This is a genomic window from Candidatus Paceibacterota bacterium (assembly GCA_028718635.1).
In the GTDB taxonomy this organism is placed as follows: domain Bacteria; phylum Patescibacteriota; class Minisyncoccia; order Phycocordibacterales; family UBA9973; genus UBA9973.
In genome coordinates this window covers 321,193-345,263 of the sequence record JAQULK010000001.1, presented here as the reverse complement: position 1 = coordinate 345,263, position 24,071 = coordinate 321,193, and the positions used below count along the sequence as shown (strand labels likewise).

Here is a 24,071-nt window from a genome sequence, read left to right as displayed (position 1 = left end):
TTATTTATTTTCCTTTTTTAAATCAATATCAAGTGCTAGACCCCTTAAATAATTTAAGAGCACATTGAATGAAGCGGGAGAATTCGGCGCTTTAATCGTTTCATTTTTGATAATAGAATCAAAGGCTGCAGAACGTCCGAGGATGTCATCCGACTTGATAGTAAGCATTTCGCGAAGCGTATAGGCCGCGCCGTAACCTTCGAGCGCCCAGACCTCCATTTCTCCAAATCTTTGTCCTCCGCCTTGAGCTTTTCCTCCGAGAGGCTGTTGGGTGATGAGAGAATAAGGACCCACTGAACGCATATGGATCTTGTCTTCCACCATGTGATGCAGTTTAAGCATATACATATATCCGACTGCCACATCTTGCTGGAAAGCTTCTCCTGTGCGCCCGTCAAAAAGTTTCAACTTGCCATTTTCAGGCAAACCAGCCTTTTTTAGTTCTTCCTGAATTTCTTCATGTTTTGCTCCTAAGAATGGAGGAACTATCGCTTGATAACCTAGGCTGTTTGCGGCCATCCCTAAATGTATTTCCAAAATTTGCCCCAGATTCATACGAGAAGGAACTCCAAGCGGAGAGAGAATGACATCTATGGGTGTCCCGTCAGCCATGTAAGGCATATCTTCTTCTGGAAGAATCGTAGAGATGACTCCTTTGTTTCCGTGCCTGCCTGAAATTTTGTCTCCAACCGAAATATTTCTAATCTGAGCGACTTCTATCACTATTTTTTTGATAATGCCTGCTTCAAGCGTATGCCCTAGACTGCGGGAAAAAATCTTTACCCCGATAATGCGTCCGCGCTTGCCGTGTTCCATGCGAAGAGAAGTATCTTTCACATCGCGCGCTTTTTCGGCAAAGATCGAACGAAGGAGACGTTCTTCCGGAGTAAGCTCGGTTTCCCCTTTCGGCGTAATCTTCCCGACTAAAATATCATTCTCTCTGACTTCCGCACCGATACGGATGATTCCATCTTCATCCAAATCTTTCAATCGAAGCTCTCCCACGTTTGGAATATCTCGCGTGGTAATTTCGGGGCCGAGCTTGGTGTCGCGAACTGCGCAAATAAATTCTTCAACATAGACAGATGTAAATTTGCTCTTTTTTACCAAGCGTTCAGAAATAACAATCGCATCTTCATAAGTCGATCCAGCCCAGGACAAAAAGGCCACAAAAATATTTTGGCCGATAGAAATTTGTCCATTCACGGTACTGCTCGTGTCTGCAAGTACGTCACCCTTTTTTATTTTATCTCCGACATTTACCAAAGGACGCTGATGAAAGACGGCAAAGTTGTTGTTCCTTAGGAAATTAATTAAATTATAAGTTTTTTCTGTTTTACCCTTAACAACTATTTTTTTAGCATCTAAATATGAAACAACACCATCCTCAGATGCAATGACTAACCTGCCTGAGTCTCGCGCCGCTAATTCTTCAACTCCAGTTGCGACAAGCGGCATTTCCGGCAACACGCAAGGCACAGCTTGTTTCTGCATATTACTTCCCATGAGCGCTCGGTTTGCATTGTTGTGTTCCAAAAATGGAACCATGGAAGTTGCTATAGAAAAAGCTTGGTTTGGAGCAACATCAATAAAATCAACAGCATCTGGAGAAACCATTCCCGGCTCTGTTTTAATTCTTGCTTCGACTTTTTCTTTAGTAATTTTGCCATTCTCATCATAAGGAATTCCAGCATGGGCAATATTGTATTTTTCTTCTTCAAGCGCATTCATATAAACAATTTCTCCGGTTATCTTGCCGTTTTTAACTTTTACATAAGGAGTTTCGATAATTCCAAAATCATTTATTTTTGCGTATGTTGAAAGATGTAAAATAAGCCCGATGTTCGGACCTTCCGGGGTATGGATCGGGCACACTCTTCCGTAATGAGAAGGGTGCACGTCACGCACTTCCAAACCTGCTCGTTCTCGAGTAAGACCTCCGGGGCCAAGAGCCGATAGCGTGCGTAGATGCTCCATTTCACAAAGCACATTTTCTTGCGCCATAAATTGTGAAAGCTGGTTGGTAGTGAAAAATTCCTTAATGCGGGCTTGAAGCGGACGCTGATTGATGATGGCGATAGGCATGGCCGTATCGACATCAATAATAGACATGCGGTCTTGAATATTTCTTTTGATCTGCATCATGCCTGTGCGCACTTTTTGCTGGAGTATTTCTCCGACAAAACGCACTCGTCTTTGGCCTAAATGGTCTATATCATCAGCTTTTGCAAGAGGCGTATTATTTAAAGTAATGATATGAGAAATTACAGTAACCAAATCTTCTTTAGAAATTATTCTGCGAGCCATTTCGTCCTCCCCCATTCCCTTCCCGAAGCGCTGATTGAATCTAAATCGCCCTACTGGAGAAAGGTCGTATCTCTCCGCTGTAAATAAAGAATGAATGAATTCTCTGGCATTATCAGCGGTCGCCATGTCGCCATCTCGAAGACGCTTATAGATCTCAACATAAGCGTCATTTAAACTTTTATCCCCTTCTTTTGCCAAGGAGGCTTTGATTATTTCTTCTACGGTAGAATTGCCGGCAAACGCTTTCAAAATCATTTCATTGCTCTCATAGCCCAGAGCGCGCAATAATGACATCGCAGGAAATTTTCTCTTTTTGTCTATTCTTATATAAATCCCTCCATCTGATTCTGATTCTATTTCAATCCAAACTCCACGAGCTGGAATAATTTTCGCGCCGAAATATTTATTGCCTTTGCTTTCAGACTCTGTAAAAAATACTCCGAAGCTTCGGGCAAGCTGTGGTACGATGACGCGCTCCACTCCGTTGATAATAAAAGTCCCATGAGAAGTCATCAGAGGAAATTCAGACATAAAAATCTCTTGTTCTTTCACAGTGCCGAGAATTTTATTAGTCAATTTTACTCTAGCTTTAAGCAAACCTTGGTAAGAAAGTTTATTTATTTTAGAATTATGTTCATCAACTTTTGATTCACTCAAAGAAAAAGAGGTGAATTCCAATTGGAACTTTTTTCCAGAGTAATCTATAATAGGAGAAAATTCTTTAAAGACTTCTCCAATGCCGGTTTCCACTAGCCATTTGAAACTTTTTAATTGAGCTTCGATTAAATTCGGAAATTCCACCAAAGGCTTTTTGTATCTATTAAAATACTTTTTTGGACGCTTGTTTACGCTTATTTCTTTAGCCATAGTTATTTAGCCTAAACAAAGAAAATAAAGTAAAGAAAAATCAAAGAAAAACAGATGAAAAATGCTTTTCTTTAGCTTCTCAAGATTTATTTAGATTATTTAGATATGATTAAGTTAAAAACCTTATAATTAAACAATAAGATTGCATCCGATACTCAATCAATGAATCCTAAACACCCTACTCTATTTCATCTCTTTTGTCAAATAAATGTTGTGGATTATTTCTTTTTTCTCCACTCTTCTATTTTTTTATGATTCCCAGAGAGAAGAACTTTTGGCACTCTATAATTTTTACCTTTATATTTTAAAACTTCTGGACGGGTGTAAACTTCGCTTGATGAAACTCTTTCTTCTTCTAAAGATTCATATTTACCAAGCACGCCAGGGATCTGTCTTGAAATAGAATCTATTAAAACCATAGCTGGAAGATCTCCGCCCGTTAGCACATAATCACCTATTGAGATTTCTTCAGCTTTAAGAATTTTCTGCACTCTTGCGTCTATACCCTCATAACGTCCAGAAATCATAATAATATCTGTATATTTTTGTACAGATTTTTTTGCATAATTTGTATCAAATTTTTTACCACTTGGTGAAAATAAAATAATTTTTGTTTTCTTCTTGTCTTTAATTTTAATTTTAGAAAAGGCCTTAAGAAAAAATTCTGGTCTTAATACCATCCCGGGGCCTCCTCCATACGGCCTGCCATCCACCCGCTCCTTCGGCTTACAAAAACTCATGGGATTATAAAAAAGAATTTTTATTTTTTTATCTTTGATTGCTCGCCCGATAATAGACTCATTCATGTATGAATCATAAATATTGGGAAAAATTGTAATTATATGAAAACGCATATAGACATAATACACAAAAAAAGAGCGAATACAAAAGTTTTCGCCTGCACGCACTGGACCCTTCTTGCGTGCCAGAAAATTTTTGTATTCGCTCTTTTTAAAAACTAGATTCCTTTCAAGTCTTCCATCGCCTGATCAACCGTTTTCATTGTTGGAGCAGAACTCATATGCCCTCCCATTGATCCCGCTGGTCGTTCAGCCCTTTCGGGTCTGACGGAGCCCTCAGGTTCATTGATCTTTAGGTTAACACGAGCGTTATTTTTCATACCAATGATGCGAAGCAAGGTGCGGATAGCTTTTGCCGTATTGCCCATTCTTCCGATAATTTTACCCATATCGGCAGGGTTTACTGTGAGAGTTATAAGAACTCCCATCTCATCTAAAGTACGTTCGATTTTCACATCGTTTGGATTGTCGACTAGAGCTTTCACTACGTATTCTAGAAATGTCTTATCAGCTTCTTCCATAATGTTTTTTTAATTTAATCTTTTACTAAACTTGCAGTGTTACGACCTGACATACTGCTATACCTGTAATTATAACTAATTAAAATTTTGTAGCAATAAGACCTCACCCCCAGCCCCTCTCCTTATTAAGGAGAGGGTGGCCAAAGGCCGGGTGAGGTGAATTATCTTTTGGCTTTCAATTCCTTTCTTTTAACAGTTGGTTTCTTTTTAGGCAAAACATTTACTTTCTTGCCTTCAATAACTTTTTGATACACCAAAAAATTGTGCATTGTGTCGGAAAGCTTCGCGCCTTTTGACATCCAATATTTTATTCTTTCAGCCTCGAATTTTGTCTCTCCGGCTTTTGGATTATAAGTTCCGACAATTTCTAAAAATCGTCCGCTTTTGGTGCTATTTTTTGAATCAGTCAAAACAACCCGAAACGCCGGATCATTTTTCCTTCCTATTCTCTGAAGTCTTATTTTTAACATAAGTAGAGCTTAGCATAAATTATTAAAAAGGCAAACAAAAAAATAAAATTGAATTTAACTTCCCATTCTCACAACCTGACCAGTATTATACATAGTGCCAGTATTGTATGTAGTACCGGTTCCAAAAGTTTGGCCAGTTCGGTACATAGTGCCAGTAGAGTAATTATTGCCTGTTCCTAAAAACATACCAGTTGAATAATTTTCCCCCGCATTAAATATTTGGCCAGTTTGATATGCGATTCCAGTGTAATAATTAACACCAGTTCTTAAATTTTGACCAGTTCGATAGGCAATACCGACGTATTCAGTATTACCTACTCTAAAAGTAACGCCGGTACTGAAATTTGATCCGGTATCAAAGGTTTGTCCAATTTGATACGTGACACCAGTATAATAATCAGTTCCGGTCCAAAAGATTTCACCTGTGCCGAAATCTTCACCAGTAATGTAAATTTCGCCACTTTCAAAAAAAGCACCTGAGTCGTAATTCGTACCATACATATAATTAACGCCTGTATCATAATCAACACCTGTATAAAAAGGCATATCAGTTTCGAAGCTTTCATCATATGCTAATACCGGTGTAATAGAATTCAAAAAAACCATTAGAATTACAACTGTAAACATTGAGAACTTTTTCCATTTGTTTGATACTTTATCCATAACCTTGATTCTACCATATTTTAAATGATTGTCAATCACTCTATGGTTGTTTAAATTATGCTATATTTATAAGGTGAAAAATAATTTAAATAAACAACACATACGGCAAGACCTCGCCCGTAGGTCTATGGCCGAGGGCATTATTTCTATCTCCTCAAAAGGCACGGGATATGTAGCCGTAGGAATAGGAAAAAATAAAGAACAAGATCCGGAAATTGATTTTAAGCATTTGAATACTGCGCTTCACGGAGATATGGTGGAGATACTTCTCCACCCAAAAAGCCAGAAACGCCAGACTGCCGAAGTAGTAAAAATAATTTCTCGCGCAAAAATGCGTTTTACCGGAGTTTTGGAACAAGAAAAAAATGTAGTTTTTTTGAAAACAGATGACACGAAAATGTACACGGATATTTTGATTCCAAAAGAAAATTTGAATAACGCAAAAATCGGGCAAAAAGTTTTTGTGGAAATAGTTTCATGGAAAGACGCGCAAAAAGCTCCCATTGGAAAAGTAATAAAAATCTTGGGAAAACCTGGTGACAACACTACCGAGATGAATGCAATTGCGATAGAAAAAGGTTTTGATTCAGAACTTCCAAATAAAGTAGAAGAAGAAGCAAAAAAAATAAAGCGCGAAGGAATAAGAAAAAGTGATTATGAAGGACGTCGGGATTTCACAAAAACACTAACTTTTACGATTGATCCAGAGGATGCAAAAGATTTTGATGACGCAATTTCTTTTCGTATTCTCCCCCCTCTCCTTAATAAGGAGAGGGGGCTAGGGGGTGAGGTGTATGAAGTCGGCATCCATATAGCAGACGTGTCTCACTATGTGAGACCTGGCAGCGCTTTAGATGAAGAAGCCCGCACAAGAGGAACCTCGGTTTATCTAGTAGACAGAACAATACCGATGCTCCCGGAAACTCTTTCGAATGATTTGTGCAGTTTAGTCCCCCACAAAGATCGACTCACCATGAGCGCAGTATTTATTATTAATAAAAACGCAGAAATAAAAGATGAATGGTTTGGTCGCACTGTAATACATTCTAAAAAAAGATTTACATATGAAGAAGCAGAAAAAGCCCTCGGCCATAGCCCTACGGGCGAGGCAATAAAAAATGAAAATGCTCCCCTACATAAAGAGCTTTCCATTTTGAATAATTTAGCAAAAAAATTAACCAAAGAAAGATTTGCTAAAGGCGCTATATCACTTGACCAAGAAGAAGTTAAATTTATTTTAGATGATAAGGGTACCCCGATAAAAGTAATAAAAAAAGAACGAGGTGATTCCAATAGACTAGTTGAAGAGTTTATGTTGCTGGCAAATAAAAAAGTGGCAAAAGTTCTCTCAAAAGATATTTCCATTTATCGCATCCATGATGAACCATCAAAAGAGAAAATGGCTGATCTCGCATTTTTCTTACGAAGCTTGGGACACAAAGTATCATTACAAGACGGGATAATTCCAACTCATGAAATAAATAAATTACTTGAAGATTTAAAAAGCAAAAACCCAAACAAAATAATGAGTGATACGGTACATCGCGCCGTGATCAGGTCTATGGCCAAAGCAACTTATTCTACAAAAAATATCGGCCATTATGGCTTAGCTTTTGAATATTACACGCATTTCACTTCCCCAATCAGAAGATATCCAGACATTATGATCCATAGATTATTGAGTGATTATCTTGCAAAGAAAAAAGTGACAAATAATAAATTAAAAGAAAAATTATTAGAATATGAAAGAATTGTCATAATCGCTTCTGAACAAGAAAAACGGGCAACGGAAGCCGAACGAGCATCCATAAAATACAAACAAGTGGAATATATGTCTAAACGCAAAGGGGAAAGTTTTGATGGAGTGATAAGTGGCATAACTGAGTGGGGTATGTATGTTGAAGAGATAGGTACAAAATGCGAAGGCCTCGTACGAGTACGAGATATGAAAGACGACTTTTATATTTTTAATGAAAAAAAACTAGAATTGGTCGGGCAAAAAAAGAACCCGCCTGCCGGTAGGCAAGGAAAAAGATATCGTCTTGGCGATCATGTTAAAATAAAAGTAAAAGCAGTTGATTTGGAGAAAAAAACTATAGACTATGTTTTAATATAATGAAATTTATTAAAGAAATAAAAAATAAAACAAAATTAATATTTTGGACAATGCCTCCAATAATACTTGGTATTTTTTTTGTATCCTTTATTTTTAACAATATTAATTCTATAAAAATATTCCAAACAAAAAATAACGAGGCCTCAGTAGTCCAACTTGTCGCCCCAGAATCAACAAAACTCCAATATTATTATATAAACAATGATACAAAAGGTGGACCAAAAGTTTCTGCTAAAGCTTATCTAGTCGGCGACTTGAATACCGGAGAAGTAATTCTTGCAAAAAATCAAGATCAAAAATTTCCGATTGCCTCTACCTCCAAATTAATGACCGCGCTCGTTGCCAGTAAATTAGCAAACCCAAACGAGACGACCAAAATAACCAAGACCGCCCTCTCAACTTCCGGCCAAAACGGAGAATTGAGATTGGGAGAAAAAATAAAAATCTCTGATCTAATATACCCGCTCCTTTTGGAATCAAGCAACGACGCAGCGGAAGCGCTTGCTTTATATTTCGGCAGAAGCAGTTTCATCGCGAAAATGAATCAGGAAGCGAGAGCTCTGCAAATGAATTCTACTTCTTATGAAGACCCTAGCGGACTCACTTCCCACAATCAATCAACCGTGTCCGATATGTTTAAATTGGCCGGTTATATAGCTCAGCAAAAATCGGATTTATTTAAAATCACTACCAAAAACAGTTATTCCACCAAAACTCACAGTTGGTCAAACATTAGCCAGTTCCTGAAGAATGAAGGATACATGGGAGGAAAAAGCGGTTATACAGACCCTGCAAAGGAAACCGTCGTTTCTCTCTTTGATCTGCCTCTTGGAAAAACTGGTTCTCAACCCATTGCCATTACCTTACTTCAAAGTTCTGACCGTCATAATGACGTAGAAACTCTTTTAAAATATTTAAGGAAAAATGTTTACTACGGCGGAGCTGCTGATATAAATACGAATTGGGTGCAGGAAAAAATCGGAATGCCGGACATCAGAGATCAGAATTTTATTACCTTGTCTTTTGCCGGCGACATAATGCTCGATCGCGGCGTAAAAAATTCAGTCATAAAAAATTTCAACAATGACTATTCTCAGCTTTTTGAAAAATCAGACACCTTGCTTGAATTATCAAAAAACACGGACATCTTCTTTGCTAACTTGGAAGGTCCAGTTTCGGACAAAGGGGCAGATCAGAAAAATTTATATTCCTTTAGAATGGATCCCGTCGTCATCCCGACTCTTAAAGGTGCAGGTTTAAGCGTTTTGTCTTTGGCAAACAATCATATTAATGATTGGGGACATAACGCCTTTATTGATACGCTCGCGCGTCTAAAAGAAAATGAAATCCTTTATACTGGCGGAGGAAACAATGCAACAGAAGCTGAAACTCCAGCCATTATTGAAAAATATGGAATGAAGATCGGCTACCTGGGATTTTCTGACGTTGGTCCGAACAATTTGCCTGCCGACGCTGGCAAAGCAGGCATTCTCCTCGCAAACAATCCCAATTTTGATCAAATAATTAAAAATGCAGCTAAACAAGTGGATTATTTAGTCGTCGCTTTTCACTTCGGCGTAGAGTATCAGACAAAACATAACGCAAGACAAGAGGAATTAGCCCATAGAGCGATTGATGATGGTGCAAAAATTATTATTGGTTCACACCCGCATATCGTAGAAGATACCGAAATTTACAAAAATGGTTATATTGCCTATTCACTTGGCAATTTTATTTTTGACCAATCTTGGAGCAAGCCGACAATGAAAGGCATGCTTTTAGAATTAAAATTATTTAAAGACGGCTCGATGACAGCAGTAAAAAACATTACCCAACAAAATTCTGTTTTTCAAATAAGCAATATAACAGAAGGCAAAGAAGAAAATATTAAATTCCAAATGGCAAAAACAAATTAAAAACCTATTTGGTATCCTGCTTGTTTGAGTAATTTTTTTAGTAAGGCGACAGGCATACCGACAATTGATTCTTCGTCGCCCTTGATTTCTTTCACATAGGGTCGAAGTATTGGAGATTGAACACCAAATCCGCCGGCTCGGCCGAGAACGTCGCCATTTTCTATAAAATCTTCTATCACAGCTTCCGAAAATTCATCAAAGAAAACTCGAGCTATATCAATAGCTTCATAATATTTTTTTGTTACTGTATTGTAAATTACAATGGCAGTCACGCCTTCGGGCACTATCCCCTTACTATATTCTCTCAAAAATTCCCGAGCCTCTTCTTTAGTGTTTGGCTTCTCACGCACTTTTCCATTGCACACGGCAATAACATCAGAAGTAATAAGCAAAGCAGGTTCTTTTATTTGAGGAATTAAAATCTCAGCCTTAGCTCGAGCTACAACCAAGGGTCTTTGATATGGATCATTTATTTCAATTAATTTTTCATCAATATCAGGAACTAAAATATCAAAAACATATCCAGCTTTTTTAAGAATATTTTTTCTATATTTTGAAGATGAACCAAGGATTAATTTCATAAACTTACTTTGCGATCTGGGTCGCCTCTTCGAATTTTACCGAGAGGACTTTAGACGCTTCGTCGGAGCCTATAGTGATGCCGTAGAGGACTCCGGCGCGAGACATCGTCTCTCGGTTGTGGGTGACGACGACAAGCTGTGAATGTTTTGAAAGTTTCTCCAACATATCTCCGTATTTGCGGGAATTTGCTTCATCAAGCGCCGCGTCCGTCTCGTCCAGCACTAAAAATGGCGGCGGATTTACTTGCGACATAGCGAAAAGCAGAGCGATAGATGTCAAAGATCTTTCTCCTCCGGAAAAAGCGTTAATTTCTTTTACTTTTTTATTAGGCAAAGAAACATTTATCTCTATTCCTTTTTCGACGACAGCCTCTTCTTCTTCAAACTCATCTTCTGGCTCCTCAAGGTCGGACCTTGGGCTCTCTAAAGGTCCGACCTTTTCCCGCCAGTTTCTTTTTATCTCAACCACAGAAAGCGATCCGTGTCCGCCACCAAACATCAAAGAAAAAAATTCTTGGAATTCTACGTTTATTTTTTTAACGCCTTCTTTAAATTCTATATCGATTTTTTCTTTCAAATCTAAAATAAGTTTTTGCAAGGACTCAATACTTTTTTCCAAATCTTCCATTTCCTTCATTAAAAATTGGTCTCGCTCCGTTACTTCTTTAAATTCTTTCATTAGCTCCGCTCCGTTGCCGAGCCCGGCGTCTTCTAATTTTATTTTTATGCGTTCTATTTTTCTCTTTAAATCTTCCTGGATGATTTCGGTTTCATTTTCCTCGATTTTAAAATTTTCGTAAGACAGCTCTTCCCTGCCGAGAAGCGCAGTACCTTCTTTTATCTCATTTTCAAATCCTTCCTTACGGCTCCTTAAACTCCCTTCTTTTATAGCCACAAGTTCTAGGGCAGAAGACAATTCTTGGTGCCTGACTTTCCAGGTAAACTTTTCACGCTCCAGGTCGCGTAAGGCTTCCATCTCTTTATTTATTGCTTGTTTCAATGTTTCTACCGATACCATCCCTTCTTTTTCTTCTGAGGCTATTTTTTGTATCTCAGAGAGAATATCAAGCTGTGATTTTTTTAAATCTGCTAGTTCTTTTTCTATATCATGCCTTTTTTTTATTTGTTCTTCTTCTGCATTCTTGATTTCATTTCCACACAAGGGACATTTACCTGAAATTTGCGAGGATTTTGCTCTATTTTCGATGGATTCAAGCATCCCTTCTATTCGGCCAAGTTTGCGTTCTAGTTCACCTTTGGTAGAACGGAGAGAATTCATTTTCTGCTCTACCGCTCGTAATTCTTCTATTTTACCCCCACCCAACCTCCCCCTTATTAAGGGGGAGGTGTCAGAATGACGGAAGGGGTCATTATCTTCTATGATAGAAATTTTTTCATCCACACTCTTAAGCTCATTTGAAATTTTATTTCTTTCAAGTGACAATTTGTTTTTCTCTTGTTCTAAATAAACACTCTCTCTTTTTAAATATTCCCGATAAAGAACTCCCAAGTCTGCCTGCATTTCTTTGGTCTTTTCAAATTTTTCAACCTGCTTCTTTAAGAAGTTGAGATGCGGAGCATTTTCTCTGCGCAAGAGAACTACTTCCTTCATATTTTCATTTGTTCGCTCCAGCTTTCGTTCGCTTTCTTTTATTTTGTATTGATAAATTTTGAGTCCAAGCGCATCTTCTACCATTTCTCTTTTTTCTCGAGCGTTGGCATTTAAAATACGATCGGCTTCGCCTTGGGAGATGATGTGATGCCCGGAAGAACCTATATTCACCGAGGCGAGAAGGTTGTGAATATCTTTCAACCTGACTTCTGTGCCGTTTAAAATATATTTATTCAATCCATCTGCAAAGACTTCGCGAGAAATTGAAATAACATCGTAGTTTAAATTTATATCTTCTCTTCCGTCATTTGAAAGTTTAAAAACTTTATCCGTATTATCAAAATAAATAGTGACAGAAGCCCGCGCTCCTTTTGCTAATTTCTTTGATCCCTTAAAAACTAGATCTCCCCCTCCTTTCCCGCGCATTGATTTCATGGATTGTTCCCCTAAAACAAAACGGATAGCCTCTACTATGTTTGATTTTCCTGATCCATTAGGACCCACGATCGAAACAATGGGGGTGTTGAACTCCAAAATAGTCTTTTGAGCAAAAGATTTAAAACCATTCAATTGAAGTGTTTTAAGTCGCATTTTTTATTTAATCCAACCAATTTTTTACTTTTAATGCATTTTCGGCTGCTTTTTGTTCAGCCTCTTGTTTGCTTTGACCTTTACCTTCCGCTATCAAATGCGCACCGAAATAAATACCCACGGTAAAATGCTTGTCATGATCCGGACCCGATTGATGTAAAACTTTATAAGCGGGAGTTACAGATACAAATTCCTGCGCTTTTTCTTGCACTAAACTTTTTGCATCACGCCAAAGTTTTTTCTTTACTATTTCTTCTGTTTTAGGCAAGAGAGTTTTAGCCACAAATTTATCTACAATGTCGTATCCTTGATCTATATACATCGCTCCGATGAACGCTTCATAAGTATTCGCTAAAATATATTGCCTGGCTTTGCCAAAATCTTTTGCTTCTCCTTTTGATAAAAGCAAATAATCGTTCATTCCTATTTTTAAAGCAATTTCAGAGATAATAACAGCGTTCACAAGAGCAGAACGAAGAGCCGTCAGCTTGCCCTCCGGATAATGCGGATATTTTTTGTAAAGAAAATCCGTAACAACGAGCTCCAACACTGCGTCCCCTAGAAATTCTAAACGTTCATTATGAGAAAGAGCGTTCGCTCCATTTTCATTTATATAAGAGCGGTGCGTAAAAGATTGCTTCAGTAAATTTTTGTCTTTAAAAACTATTTTTATTTTTTTTTCAAAATCTGAAAATTGTATCATGCTTGTCCCGCCATGGCGGTGATTATTGTCTATTGCTGATAATTTCAATTGCTTTCTCAAATAAAGGCACTATATCATTATAGATGCGTAGCCCGGGAATTTTAGAAAGTTCAAACCATCTCGCCCCATCCAACCCGCCTGACTTTTCTAATACAAGATCTTTGTATTCGCTCTTTGCTAAAAAATAAACTACCTTCTTTAAACTTTTTCCGTTTACAGGATGCGTCGCGACATATTCATTCTCGCCCAATTTTTCTTCTATCACAATCTCTAACCCAATTTCTTCTTTTATTTCCCTAATTGTCGCCTCATCCTCATTTTCTCCTTCTTCCACACTGCCTTTAGAGATAGTCCAATATCCAAAAACATCATGCACCAGCGCAAACATTATCTCGCCATCTTGTTTATTGTCTTTCCTCGCATAAACAAGCGCTCCTCCTTTTTTATCAACAGGCAGCTTGGTAATGTCTAGAATTTCTCCATTTTTCTTTTTTTTACTGATTTGCTCTTTGCCTGGTTCTCCTATTTCTTTATAAACAGCGCCGAGAACGCCATTGATAAACTTGCTGGAATTTTCTCCGCCGAAAGTTTTCGCTAATTCTATTGCTTCATTGATAGCTACTTTTGGAGGTACTTCTTTTCTATCACCGAAAATAAGCTCCGCCAAGCCGATTCTTAAAATATTCCTATCGATAATAGAAATCTTGTCGAGCGGCCAATCTGGCGCAGCTTTTTCTATAATCTCATCAATCACAGCACGCTTTTTAAAAATTTGATCGAATAGTGAAAATACAAAAACATCATCTTCAAGACCAGGAGCAAATTCTTTCAAATTTCTTTTTAGGATTTCTTTTACCTCATCGCTTATGGGATGAGTATTTTTTTTATTAGCAGATACGCCCGTCTGCGCAGACAGGAAATCCCACTCAAAAAGCGTCTGGAGAACTATTGATCTGGAAAGGTGCCTATTTGCCATCCCGTTAGAGGCAGGTCGCGGTCTTTATTTTAAAAACCAAACCCTGCAATCCTATTAATTTTCTTTTGTAAAAAATCATTTCCAATTCACCCGCTTGCGACCGCGGCCTCTAACGGGACTACTTACTTTCCTCTGCTTGCTTTGCTTTTGCTTTTGCTTTCTTTTGTTTCTTTTCTGTCTTTTTAATCAAATCTAGAACCTTTTTCCCTCGATAAAAACCGCAACCTAAACAGACCGTGTGGCGTCTTTTCAAAGCTTTGCAATTCTCACACTTAGAAAAACTCGTGCTCTCCAAAGCGTGGTGAGAACGTCGGTTCGCTGTATGTGATTTTGTATGTCTCATTCGTACTACCATAATGCATCTATCCTAGCACATTATAGATGAAAAGCAAAATAAACCCCCACACCTAATACATATCACAATATTGTTTTTTGCATACTTTTGACGCATAATATGTATTATATTAGGTGTGGGGGTAAAATGTGGTACTATAAAGTTTATGGAAAAAACAGAGAAATTAAAGAATTTAAGGCATTCCTTAGCACACCTTTTAGCAGCCGCAGTTTTAGAATACTATCCTGACACCAAAGTAACTCTAGGCCCGCCAATTGAGGACGGATTTTATTATGATTTTGATTTTACCTCCCCTATCTCAGACAAAGATCTGCCGAAAATAGAGAAGAAAATGCGAGAACTTGTGAAAACATGGAAAGGATTTTCACACGAAGAGAAAACAGCAGAAGAAGCTAAAAAATATTTTGCAGGCAATTCTTACAAATTGGAAATTATTAATGAAATTGCCGAAAAAGGAGAGAAAATAACTTTTTATACTTCCGGTAATTTTACCGACCTTTGCCGAGGTGGACATTTAGAAAATCCGGCAAAAGAAATTGATTTAAATTCCTTCAAACTAGACCGCATGGCTGGAGCTTATTGGCGCGGAGATGAAAAGAATAAAATGCTCACTCGTATCTATGGCCTGGCTTTTGAAACCAAAGAAGAATTGGAAGCATATTTAAAACAACGCGAGGAAGCTAGGAAAAGAGATCATAAAAAGCTAGGGAAAGAATTGGATCTTTTTACTTTTTCTGATTTAGTGGGCGCAGGGCTTCCTCTTTTTACTCCAAAAGGAACCCTTGTAAGAAACTTATTGGATGATTTTGTGTGGGAGCTACGAAAAATAGCCGGCTATGAAAGAGTAGACATACCGCACATAACCAAAAAAGAACTTTATGAAACCTCGGGACATTGGGAAAAATTTAAAGATGATTTATTTAAAATAAATACCCGTGAAGAACACACTTTTGCGATGAAACCAATGAATTGCCCTCATCATACGCAAATATACAACCGTAAACAATGGAGCTACAAAGAACTTCCTCAAAGATATGCTGAAACTACTAAAGTTTATCGCGACGAGCAAACAGGAGAACTTGGAGGACTCTCTAGAGTACGCTCTATCACTCAAGACGATGCACATGTATTCTGTAGACTAAGCCAGGCAAGTCCTGAAATGGAAAAAATTTATAATATTGTAAAAACTTTTTATGGTTCTTTTGGTTTTATTTTAAAACCTCGTCTTTCTATGCATGATCCGAAAAATATGAGCGCATATTTGGGGACTGAAGAAGTTTGGGTAAATGCAGAAAATGCATTAAGAAAAATAATTAAACAAAATGGCGAAAACGCAATAGAAGCCATTGGAGAAGCGGCATTTTATGGACCTAAAATTGATTTTCTAGCAAAAGATGCTATTGGCAGAGAACATCAAGTTGCTACAATTCAACTTGATATGAATATGCCAGAGAGGTTTGATCTTTACTGCATTAATGAAAAAGGAGAGCAGGAACGTATTGTTATGATTCACGCCGCTATTATGGGATCAATTGAAAGATTTCTTGCAATTTTAATCGAACATACTGCCGGCGCTTTCCCTCTTTGGCTCTCACCAATGCAAGTAAAAGTGATTCCAGTACGAGCAAGTCACAATGAATATGCAAAAAAGATTTTTGATCTACTGAAAGAAAATAATATCCGCGTAGAATTTGATGATGCTGAAGCAAACCTTGGTGGAAAAGTCCGCGACGCAAAAAACAACAAAATCCCCTACTGGGTTGTCGTCGGCGACAAAGAAATAGAAGCTAAAAAAGTCACCTTAGAATCTCGCGACGCCGGCCAGCTAGGACAGATAACAAAAGAAGAACTAGTTGCTAAACTTTTGGAAGAAATAAAAAGTAAAAAGTAATTTTAAATTAATTCTTTTCAATGGATAAAAACGAGGAGTTAAAAAAAATTCATGAAAAGTGGTTCGCGGACTGCAAGTGTGAACTAAAAAAAACGGCTACTCAGCCTGTGCCGGGAGATGGTAATCCAAATTCAGAAATAGTTTTTATCGGCGAAGCTCCCGGAAAAGAAGAAGACAAACAAGGCCGGCCTTTTGTCGGCGCTGCTGGAAAATTCTTGGCAGAAATGCTGGAAGCTATAAAATTAAAACGAGGAGAGATTTATATAACCAATATAGTAAAATACAGACCTCCAAACAATCGCGATCCTTTACCAGAAGAAAAAGACGCTTGTCGGGATTGGTTGATTGAAGAACTCAACTTCATAAATCCGAAACTTATTGTTTTTCTGGGAAGGCACTCCATGAATGATTTTTTCCCATTGGAAAAGATTTCAGCCGTGCACGGAAAACTTTTAATCAAGAAATTCAATAAAATTAAAACAGGTCATTTTCTCCCCCTTTACCATCCGGCTGCCGCGCTTTATAATGGAGGGATGAGAGAGACTCTGTTGGAAGACTTTAAAAAGATTCCAAAAATTTTAGAAAAAATTAACAACAAAAAATAATGATTTATATTATCATTGCATGTGTAATCATCGGTTTTTTCTTGAAAGGCTTTGCCGGAATATTTATTGGCCTGATCGTCGGCGTCTTTCTTTCCCTTCTTGCTCTACTTTTTTCGATTTAGGTGTGATAAACGCTCCACAAATCAAACCTCTGCGTATTTTAAAAAGTATTTATTTTGACACACAACACTGAGGGTATTTACCATTCAATTTAACATTGCCAACGATAGTGCCTAGGTCAATCTGGTTTTCAAGACAAGCTGTGCCGGCATCGGTAATCGCCTTACTTGATCCTTTTTGAGCTACACATTTTGCATATGTTATTGTCACAGAAGTATTCGCTGGTTGTTTGGGTGAGGTATCTGTACAAACTAATTTCTGACCAGATTTGGTAGTATATGTCGTATTCCCTTTTAAATCGCTACTGACATCAAATGAAAAACTTCCATTTTTCATATTTGTCATCGCATCCGTCAAGTAATCAACTATAGCGTTCGTGCTACTTAAACAGGTGGTTTGCATTCCGGCCGTTGATTTAAAACTGTCGTTCATTGTTTGCAATTGAGCGTTAATTTGAGCATCGGTTATCTTTCCTGAAGCCAGTTCTGCTTTGCGTCCCTTATCAGAAATACTAAAGTGGACCGCTAGATATGAAAAAGTTAGGGAGCAATCATTCATTCCAGATGATTTTTTGATTTCATACTTGTTTTGCCCAGACATAGATACATTGGGGTCAAGTGGAAATGGCACACCAGAATATGAAATGGTAACAGATATCGGTTGGCATTTTGAAGCTGCGGCAATTAAACACTGATAGTTGTCACAAACTGTATTCGCCGTCTCCGCTTGAGGAGTGGCTATTGCGTTCTCTGTATTAGTAATTGGAGTTGAGTTTTCCGTCGTAGCATTCACCGGCAACTGAGCCGTAGTAGGAAAGAATAATTTATTAAACAATCCATAATGATAAGCCGCAAAAGCACCTCCGACGCCGACAAACAACAAAAAGACAATCACTATTATCAACATCATTTTGTGTCCAAAAGAAACAACAGACGAAGTAACTATTTGGGAAGATTGTGGATTCTCAATTGAAAGAAACGCTTCATCTAAATCCTGTGAGTTCCATCCATTTACAGAAAGATTTTGCCTGATAGTATCTTTCGCAACTCCAGCTCTCAGCTGTTGGCGTATATATGTTTGAAGTTCTGGAGTAATCATATACTAATTATAATACAAATAAATTATATATCAATCTCCGCCAATTTTGCGTTGGATTGAATAAATAATTTGCGTGGAGGCACTTCGGAACCCATAAGAATATCAAAAATCTTGTTAGCTTCCTCGGCATCACTGATGTCCACTCTCTTGAGAACGCGATGGCTAGGATCCATGGTCGTCTCCCAGAGTTCTTCTGGGTTCATTTCTCCGAGACCTTTGAAGCGCTGAATATGTATTTTTGTGGATTTTTCTTTCCCGACGCCCTGATTTTCATCAGGAGTCGGGACCCCGACCTCTTCAAGCGTCGGGGCCACTTCTTCTATCTCGCTCACATCATTGCTTTTGCCGACAATTTTTAATTTCTCATCATCAGTGTAAGCATATAAAATTTCTTTGCCTTTTTTTATTTTATAAAGCGGAGGTTGAGCAATATAGATATACCCCACTTCAATCACTTGCCTAAAATATCTGTAAAAAAGAGTAAGCAATAAAGTACGAATGTGCGAACCGTCCACGTCGGCATCGGTAGCAATAATTATTTTATGATAACGCATTTTTTCTAAATCAAAAGTATCTCCGATAGAAGTACCCATAGCGATAACGAGAGATTTCACTTCTTTGGAAGCGAGCATCTTGTCTATTCGCGCGCGCTCAACATTTAAAATTTTACCTCGGAGTGGCAATATCGCTTGGATACGGCGATCCCTACCCTGTTTAGCGCTATTATGAACAAAAACTCCAGAAGCAAGAGCAAAATTATGAGTTCCCGGAACTTCTAAGTCATAAACATCTATTTTTTCTGAAAGCTGGATAATTTTTTTTATTTTATGGTTATAATTTTCCACTGCCTCAGATAATTCAGTCTCGTTTCCGTCAAAAAACCTGCTTACAAAGGTTTTAAAAGAAAGAACATTTTTATTATTTTCTCTCTTTCTTATTTCTTCAAAAAGATTTACGTCAATTTCTTTATTGTTATCATAAACTCTTCTCAACACCTTGATGGTATTTTCATAATAGGTTTTATCATAAGCAACTTTTCTTTTTTCTCTGAATTCTTCGGTCCATTGCCCTTTAGTCTTATCGCTTCGCCATTTCAATAAATCAAAGTTTGCCCATTGTTCTTTAGCTATTACAGAAAGTCCTTTTTTTAATTCAGGGTGCGCTTTAAAAAAATTCTTTACTTTTTGGGATTGTTTTTCTACATTTGCCTCATTTGACCAATATTTTTTCTGAGCAATCTTTAAAATTTCTTGGCTTTTTTTTCTATATTCTTCGTTGGAAGCATAAAAATCTAAAAATTTCTGAACCATGTATTTTTTATATTCTTCGTTTTCCCATTGGGCTTTAGCGCGAGCGCTAAGCTCATCTCTCATTAAGAGCATTTTCTGGCGTATCTTTCCCCGATATGAAGGAGTGTTTCTTATGTTCTTTAATTTTTCCAAAACATCCGGCCTCTTTAAATTTTTTTCATAAAGGAGAGCATGCAATGCCATGTGTTCTTCCTTAGTTAAACGAATAATGTTCTCAGGATTGTTGTTTCTTTTATTAAAATCCTTATGATGCCTATGTGAACCTTCAGTAATTGGATAAACGCCTTGCTCTAAATTATAATTATCAGAAAGCAAATGAGTAAATATCCACCTATGATCTTTCCCGTCATAAACCATTTCATAGTCTTCAATTGTAATTCTTTTGCCTATTTTAGAAAATTGCTTTCGCAACGGCATTAATGAATCATTTGATTCGAGATCTTGAGCTGCTTTATAATTACCATCACGAAGCATAAAAAGGTGGTCTGGAGTGCAAACAATTTCTTCTTCATTGTCTAGCATGACTTTTATAACCTCAGTATTTATTTTTGTTCTTCTTGGATTAAGAATTTTTTGAATACCGATACTTCCATCATCCAGAATCGTATAACAATAATTTGTTTTACCTAGATTGTGTTCTAAAATTAATTCTTTAAAAGAAATATCTCTGCCGTCAACTAAAGCGACCTTAGTATCTGCTGAAAAACATCCTCCTGCCGAATCCCCCTCTACCAAAAACAATTCCGATTCAGAGGCATTTTTACTTTGACAGTCTGCCAACTTCCCCGGCAAAGTCATCCCCTCCAATGCGCCTTTGCGAAGGATTGAGTCCTTGGCTGCCTTTGCTGCCTTACGCGCTTTTAGAGCTAGAATTGACTTGTTGATTATTGCTTTGGCATCATCTGGATTTTCTTCTAGGAAGCTTGCAAAAGCTTCGCCGAAAACTGTCGCCACCGCACCCTGAGCCTCCATACTGCCCAATTTCCCTTTAGTCTGCCCTTCAAATTGTATCTCTCGAAGCTTTACAGAAATAACCACCGTCAATCCTTCCAGGACATCATCGCCGGTAAATCCGCCTTCGGATTCTTTCATCATTTCATTTTTCTTGCAGTAAGTATTGAGTGTCCTAGTGAGAGCTGTTTTAAAACCAGTCACGTGGGTTCCGCCTTCTCCGGTGTAAATATTATTGGCGAAAGGAAAAATTCTATCTGAAATATCATCTACATATTGTAAAGCTATTTCTACCCCAACTTTATCTAATTCTTTTTCAACATAAAAAATGTGGTTTTGAATCGGCTTATGAAGTTTATTGTAATATTTTACGAGAGAAACCAATCCGCCTTCGAAATAAAAAGTCACTGAGGGTAACTCTAGTCCTAATTCTCTAAAATAAAAAACGTCTTCTTCGTTTAAGCCCTTCTGATTATCCCACCCTCTTGCATCAATTATTAAAATTTTTAATCCTTTTACCAAATAAGCTTGCTGGCGGATGTGGCTCATTACCGTATTCCAATCAAACACAATTTTGCCAAAAATTTCTTCATCGGGTTCAAAGGTAATGATGGTACCATGAAGTTTCGAAGCACCGCTCTTCTTAACTGCAGATTTTTTCTTGCCTTGAGAATATTCTTGGTAATACTTTCCGCCATCCCTATAAACTTCCGCTTTGCAATAAATAGAAAGAGCATTTACGACAGAAGCGCCGACTCCATGAAGACCTCCGGAAACTTTGTATCCTTCCCCTCCGAATTTTCCTCCAGCGTGAAGCGTCGTCATCACAGTTTCCAAAGCAGAAACTTTTGTTTTTTTATGAATATCGATCGGTATGCCTCGGCCATTGTCTGCCACGCGAATGCGATTGCCGGGAAGAAGGACAATTTCAATATCATTACAAAAACCACCCATCGCTTCGTCGCGTGAATTATCAAAAATCTCCCATATTAAGTGGTGTAATCCTTCGGGCCCCGTGGTGCCGATATACATGCCAGGACGGCGCCTGACGGGTTCTAGCCCCTCTAAAACGGAAATGTCAGAGGCATCATAACGGTGCCCTTTTTCGGCACCTTTTTTGTCTTCTTTTTCTTTCGCCATACATATGTATTATAGCAAAATATTATTAGTTTTGCTAGTGATTTTTTGGGTAAAAGTACGAAAGCCACAACGTTTTTCCTCCTTTCGGACGTTGTGGCTTTTGATGATGGATTACTTCACTTTTACTTCCAGGCTTTGCAGTCTTTTTTGTAGTGTTCGCAGTCAATACACGCTGTGGCGACTGGACACTCTACTGTAGTCTCTCCTTGTGGAGCTGTTTCCTGAAAAATTTCCCCCACATAAGAATTTGATTCTTGAAAATGACGTTCATCGCTTGGCATCTTTTACTACCCCCTTTCTTCTCTTCTGTTTTCGAAAAACAAAAAAATGCCTTTGGTTAGAAGGCTCATTTTTGGGTTGTAATTTTTTGGAGATTTTTACAGCACAAACATCAGCCTTCTAAATTTAAGGCTGAGCAACAGCGTGCTTGTTGAAGAATATTTACTTGGACGCATTCCTCGTTTCATAATCAGACTATAGCATTATTATTTTAAAAAGCAAGGGTAAGTTGTGGAGAAACCCCCACACCTATTTTGTTATCGTTCTGCTTTTCAAAACAATACTTTTATTATTTTAATATTCTCTTTTATATTTACAATACGAAATAAAATAAAATCAGAACAAAAAGCAATAACAAAATAGGTGTGGGGGGAAATTTTACCTCACTTGCCAATCAACATTTTCCTTTATTTTATCAGTTATTTTGGTCATAATATCGTTTACTTCCTGGTCATTCAAAGTTCTTTCATAAGATTGAAAAACTAATCTAAAAGCATAAGATATTTTATCTCCCTTTTTAAATTCATCAAAAAGTTCCGGTCCGCGAACCACCATTCCCCCCGCGTTTTCTTTTATAATTTTTGCTACTTCCTGGTTCTGGACATTTTCCGGCACCCAGACAGCGATATCACGCGCAATAAAAGGAAACAGTGACCACATTTTAAATTTACCACCCCCTGCCCCCTCCTTATCAAGGCGGGGAGGAAATTCTTCTCCTCCTTTCTGAAGAGGAGTGCCCGAAGGGCGAGGTGGTAGAAAATCTTTCAATTTCATTTCTTTTATTCTTTTTTTATCTCCGTAAGCAACGTGCATCTCTTCTCCGCTTTTCTTGAAAATTGTTCCAATCTCAAAAATTTTAACTTTTTCTATTCCAAGCAATGGGGCATTCACTTGATCTAATTTTAAGCTCTCTTTCAATCCATCTGTCAGATTCGTTCTTAAGAAATTTTTATCAGAAGCAGAAGCCAAGACCTCCACCTCTCCCTCATCGCAGAAACTGCTTGTCATCACTTCAGAATATCCTTCTTCTAGCAATTTATTTCTCGCAAAAGATATTTTGAAATAAGTCTCATTTTGCTTTGGTTGAAAACCAATTTCAGGCATTTGCGCTTTGACTTTGTCGTAACCCAAAATTCTGCCGATCTCCTCAGCCATATCTTCCTCGATTACTAGGTCAAGACGCATCGGTGGCACTACGATTTCAAACCGTCCACCATCTTCTACATATGTAAAATTATATCTCTTTAATATATTCTCTATCTCCTCAATAGATACATCTAAACCTAAAATCTTTGAAATTTTTTCAGCGGAAAAAGAAAGCTTTCTTTCTTTTTGTTTTTCCGGATAAATATCCACGATATCCTCAAATATAGCGTTTGGACACATTTCATAAATAAGCGCAGACAATTCTTTTATTCCATACTCTGCCAGCTCCGGCGACAAATCATTTTCAAAACGTTTTCGCGCATCAGTAAAAATATTCAATGCTTGAGCAGTTTTGCGGACACTCGTGGGGTCAAAATTCGCACATTCTAAAATTATCTCCGTGGTGTTTTGATTTAGTTCGGCATATGTTCCGCCTTTTATACCAGCAATATCAAGCGAATTACCTTTATCATCAGAGATAACCATCATAGTATCATTCATGATTTTTTCTCCTCCGCCAAGTAAAGTAATTTTCTCTCCGTTTTCAGCATATCGCACCTGCAATCTCAAATCTTTTACTTTTTCTAAATCAAAAACGTGCGCCGGCTGTCCACAGTCAAACATCACAATATTTGTGGCATCCACAATATTATTTATACTTCTCTGCCCCATCGATTCCAAATACTTCACGACCCATTCTGACGAAGGCGCCACTTTCACATTGCGAATAACCCGCCCCATATAACGGCGGCATTTATCGCTTTTGATTTCTTTTATTAATTTAGTTGGTTTTGATTCGGGAATTTTATATTTTAAAATCGGATCAATAAATTTTATATCTAAAAGTGAAGCAAGCTCGCGAGCAACGCCCCGATGGGAAAGCAGATCATGCGCGCGATTTGGTAAAATATTTATATCAAAAACAGTATCATTACCTTTTTTCTCTAGGCCTTCAACTTCGCAAAGATGATAGTTAAAAATATCTACAAGATTATCTGTATTAGATACTTCAGGAATATAACTTTTTAGCCAATTATAAGAAATTTTCATCTG

Annotated in this window: 17 protein-coding genes and 1 pseudogene; 4 read left to right on the top strand and 14 right to left on the bottom strand. The window is 37.7% G+C overall.

Annotated features, from left to right (window positions below):
- The 5 genes from PHT16_01860 to PHT16_01840 all read right to left on the bottom strand — a co-directional run bounded on the left by PHT16_01860 (position 1) and on the right by PHT16_01840 (position 5,628).
- On the bottom strand, positions 1 to 3,174 hold the full coding sequence (locus PHT16_01860) for a DNA-directed RNA polymerase subunit beta (protein ID MDD5721174.1): 3,174 nt from the start codon (positions 3,172 to 3,174) through the stop codon (positions 1 to 3).
- Positions 3,175 to 3,392: 218 nt separating this feature from the next.
- Entirely contained in the window at positions 3,393 to 4,028 is a 636-nt protein-coding gene (gene trmD / locus PHT16_01855) for a tRNA (guanosine(37)-N1)-methyltransferase TrmD (GenBank protein MDD5721173.1), read from the bottom strand.
- Between the two features lie 104 nt (positions 4,029 to 4,132).
- The gene (locus tag PHT16_01850; GenBank protein ID MDD5721172.1) at positions 4,133 to 4,495 is read right to left on the bottom strand and encodes a KH domain-containing protein; all 363 of its coding nucleotides are present in this window, start codon (positions 4,493 to 4,495) and stop codon (positions 4,133 to 4,135) included.
- Positions 4,496 to 4,656: 161 nt separating this feature from the next.
- A complete protein-coding gene (gene rpsP, locus PHT16_01845) occupies positions 4,657 to 4,965 on the bottom strand; it encodes a 30S ribosomal protein S16 (protein MDD5721171.1) in 309 nt (102 codons plus the stop codon).
- A 54-nt stretch (positions 4,966 to 5,019) separates the two neighbouring features.
- On the bottom strand, positions 5,020 to 5,628 hold the full coding sequence (locus tag PHT16_01840) for a hypothetical protein (GenBank protein ID MDD5721170.1): 609 nt from the start codon (positions 5,626 to 5,628) through the stop codon (positions 5,020 to 5,022).
- Between the two features lie 73 nt (positions 5,629 to 5,701).
- Here PHT16_01840 and rnr point away from each other — a divergent pair, with 73 nt between their 5' ends.
- Entirely contained in the window at positions 5,702 to 7,744 is a 2,043-nt protein-coding gene (gene rnr, locus PHT16_01835) for a ribonuclease R (protein ID MDD5721169.1), read from the top strand.
- Positions 7,744 to 9,660, top strand: coding sequence for a CapA family protein (locus PHT16_01830; GenBank protein MDD5721168.1), 1,917 nt, complete (start codon positions 7,744 to 7,746; stop codon positions 9,658 to 9,660). Before rnr ends, PHT16_01830 begins: the two co-directional genes overlap by 1 nt.
- Here PHT16_01830 and PHT16_01825 read toward each other — a convergent pair.
- From PHT16_01825 to rpmF, 5 genes and pseudogenes are all read right to left on the bottom strand, one after another.
- Entirely contained in the window at positions 9,657 to 10,241 is a 585-nt protein-coding gene (locus PHT16_01825; GenBank protein ID MDD5721167.1) for a Maf family protein, read from the bottom strand. The two genes, PHT16_01830 and PHT16_01825, sit on opposite strands and share 4 nt — an antisense overlap.
- 4 nt (positions 10,242 to 10,245) lie before the next feature.
- On the bottom strand, positions 10,246 to 12,444 hold the full coding sequence (locus tag PHT16_01820; protein ID MDD5721166.1) for an AAA family ATPase: 2,199 nt from the start codon (positions 12,442 to 12,444) through the stop codon (positions 10,246 to 10,248).
- Between the two features lie 7 nt (positions 12,445 to 12,451).
- On the bottom strand, positions 12,452 to 13,147 hold the full coding sequence (gene rnc, locus PHT16_01815; protein MDD5721165.1) for a ribonuclease III: 696 nt from the start codon (positions 13,145 to 13,147) through the stop codon (positions 12,452 to 12,454).
- Between the two features lie 22 nt (positions 13,148 to 13,169).
- Complete coding sequence (nusB, locus tag PHT16_01810; protein ID MDD5721164.1) at positions 13,170 to 14,123, bottom strand: transcription antitermination factor NusB; 954 nt, start codon at positions 14,121 to 14,123, stop codon at positions 13,170 to 13,172.
- A gap of 178 nt (positions 14,124 to 14,301) precedes the next feature.
- Positions 14,302 to 14,478: pseudogene (gene rpmF / locus PHT16_01805) on the bottom strand (50S ribosomal protein L32).
- A 145-nt stretch (positions 14,479 to 14,623) separates the two neighbouring features.
- Between rpmF and thrS the strand changes: the two are divergent.
- Both thrS and PHT16_01795 read left to right on the top strand, forming a co-directional pair.
- Positions 14,624 to 16,369 carry a threonine--tRNA ligase gene (gene thrS, locus PHT16_01800; protein MDD5721163.1) on the top strand — a complete coding sequence of 582 codons (1,746 nt, stop codon included), beginning with the start codon at positions 14,624 to 14,626 and terminating at the stop codon, positions 16,367 to 16,369.
- Between the two features lie 20 nt (positions 16,370 to 16,389).
- The gene (locus tag PHT16_01795; protein ID MDD5721162.1) at positions 16,390 to 16,974 is read left to right on the top strand and encodes a uracil-DNA glycosylase; all 585 of its coding nucleotides are present in this window, start codon (positions 16,390 to 16,392) and stop codon (positions 16,972 to 16,974) included.
- Positions 16,975 to 17,145: 171 nt separating this feature from the next.
- Here PHT16_01795 and PHT16_01790 read toward each other — a convergent pair whose 3' ends face one another.
- The 4 genes from PHT16_01790 to PHT16_01775 all read right to left on the bottom strand — a co-directional run bounded on the left by PHT16_01790 (position 17,146) and on the right by PHT16_01775 (position 24,068).
- On the bottom strand, positions 17,146 to 18,192 hold the full coding sequence (locus PHT16_01790) for a hypothetical protein (protein MDD5721161.1): 1,047 nt from the start codon (positions 18,190 to 18,192) through the stop codon (positions 17,146 to 17,148).
- A gap of 23 nt (positions 18,193 to 18,215) precedes the next feature.
- Positions 18,216 to 21,593, bottom strand: coding sequence for an ATP-binding protein (locus PHT16_01785; protein MDD5721160.1), 3,378 nt, complete (start codon positions 21,591 to 21,593; stop codon positions 18,216 to 18,218).
- A gap of 122 nt (positions 21,594 to 21,715) precedes the next feature.
- Positions 21,716 to 21,874, bottom strand: a complete 159-nt coding sequence (locus PHT16_01780) for a hypothetical protein (GenBank protein MDD5721159.1) — start codon at positions 21,872 to 21,874, stop codon at positions 21,716 to 21,718.
- Positions 21,875 to 22,250: 376 nt separating this feature from the next.
- Complete coding sequence (locus PHT16_01775; GenBank protein MDD5721158.1) at positions 22,251 to 24,068, bottom strand: phenylalanine--tRNA ligase subunit beta; 1,818 nt, start codon at positions 24,066 to 24,068, stop codon at positions 22,251 to 22,253.
- Between the last annotated feature and the right edge of the window lie 3 nt (positions 24,069 to 24,071).

Coding starts and splice junctions, on each gene's coding strand:
- PHT16_01790 (MDD5721161.1), bottom strand. CDS start 18,192: ATGATTACTCCAGAACTTCAAACATATATACGCCAACAGCTGAGAGCT.
- nusB (MDD5721164.1), bottom strand. CDS start 14,123: ATGGCAAATAGGCACCTTTCCAGATCAATAGTTCTCCAGACGCTTTTT.
- PHT16_01850 (MDD5721172.1), bottom strand. CDS start 4,495: ATGGAAGAAGCTGATAAGACATTTCTAGAATACGTAGTGAAAGCTCTA.
- PHT16_01830 (MDD5721168.1), top strand. CDS start 7,744: ATGAAATTTATTAAAGAAATAAAAAATAAAACAAAATTAATATTTTGG.
- rnc (MDD5721165.1), bottom strand. CDS start 13,147: ATGATACAATTTTCAGATTTTGAAAAAAAAATAAAAATAGTTTTTAAA.
- PHT16_01840 (MDD5721170.1), bottom strand. CDS start 5,628: ATGGATAAAGTATCAAACAAATGGAAAAAGTTCTCAATGTTTACAGTT.
- PHT16_01825 (MDD5721167.1), bottom strand. CDS start 10,241: ATGAAATTAATCCTTGGTTCATCTTCAAAATATAGAAAAAATATTCTT.
- rpsP (MDD5721171.1), bottom strand. CDS start 4,965: ATGTTAAAAATAAGACTTCAGAGAATAGGAAGGAAAAATGATCCGGCG.
- PHT16_01780 (MDD5721159.1), bottom strand. CDS start 21,874: ATGCCAAGCGATGAACGTCATTTTCAAGAATCAAATTCTTATGTGGGG.
- PHT16_01820 (MDD5721166.1), bottom strand. CDS start 12,444: ATGCGACTTAAAACACTTCAATTGAATGGTTTTAAATCTTTTGCTCAA.
- PHT16_01795 (MDD5721162.1), top strand. CDS start 16,390: ATGGATAAAAACGAGGAGTTAAAAAAAATTCATGAAAAGTGGTTCGCG.
- PHT16_01775 (MDD5721158.1), bottom strand. CDS start 24,068: ATGAAAATTTCTTATAATTGGCTAAAAAGTTATATTCCTGAAGTATCT.
- thrS (MDD5721163.1), top strand. CDS start 14,624: ATGGAAAAAACAGAGAAATTAAAGAATTTAAGGCATTCCTTAGCACAC.
- PHT16_01860 (MDD5721174.1), bottom strand. CDS start 3,174: ATGGCTAAAGAAATAAGCGTAAACAAGCGTCCAAAAAAGTATTTTAAT.
- trmD (MDD5721173.1), bottom strand. CDS start 4,028: ATGCGTTTTCATATAATTACAATTTTTCCCAATATTTATGATTCATAC.
- PHT16_01785 (MDD5721160.1), bottom strand. CDS start 21,593: ATGGCGAAAGAAAAAGAAGACAAAAAAGGTGCCGAAAAAGGGCACCGT.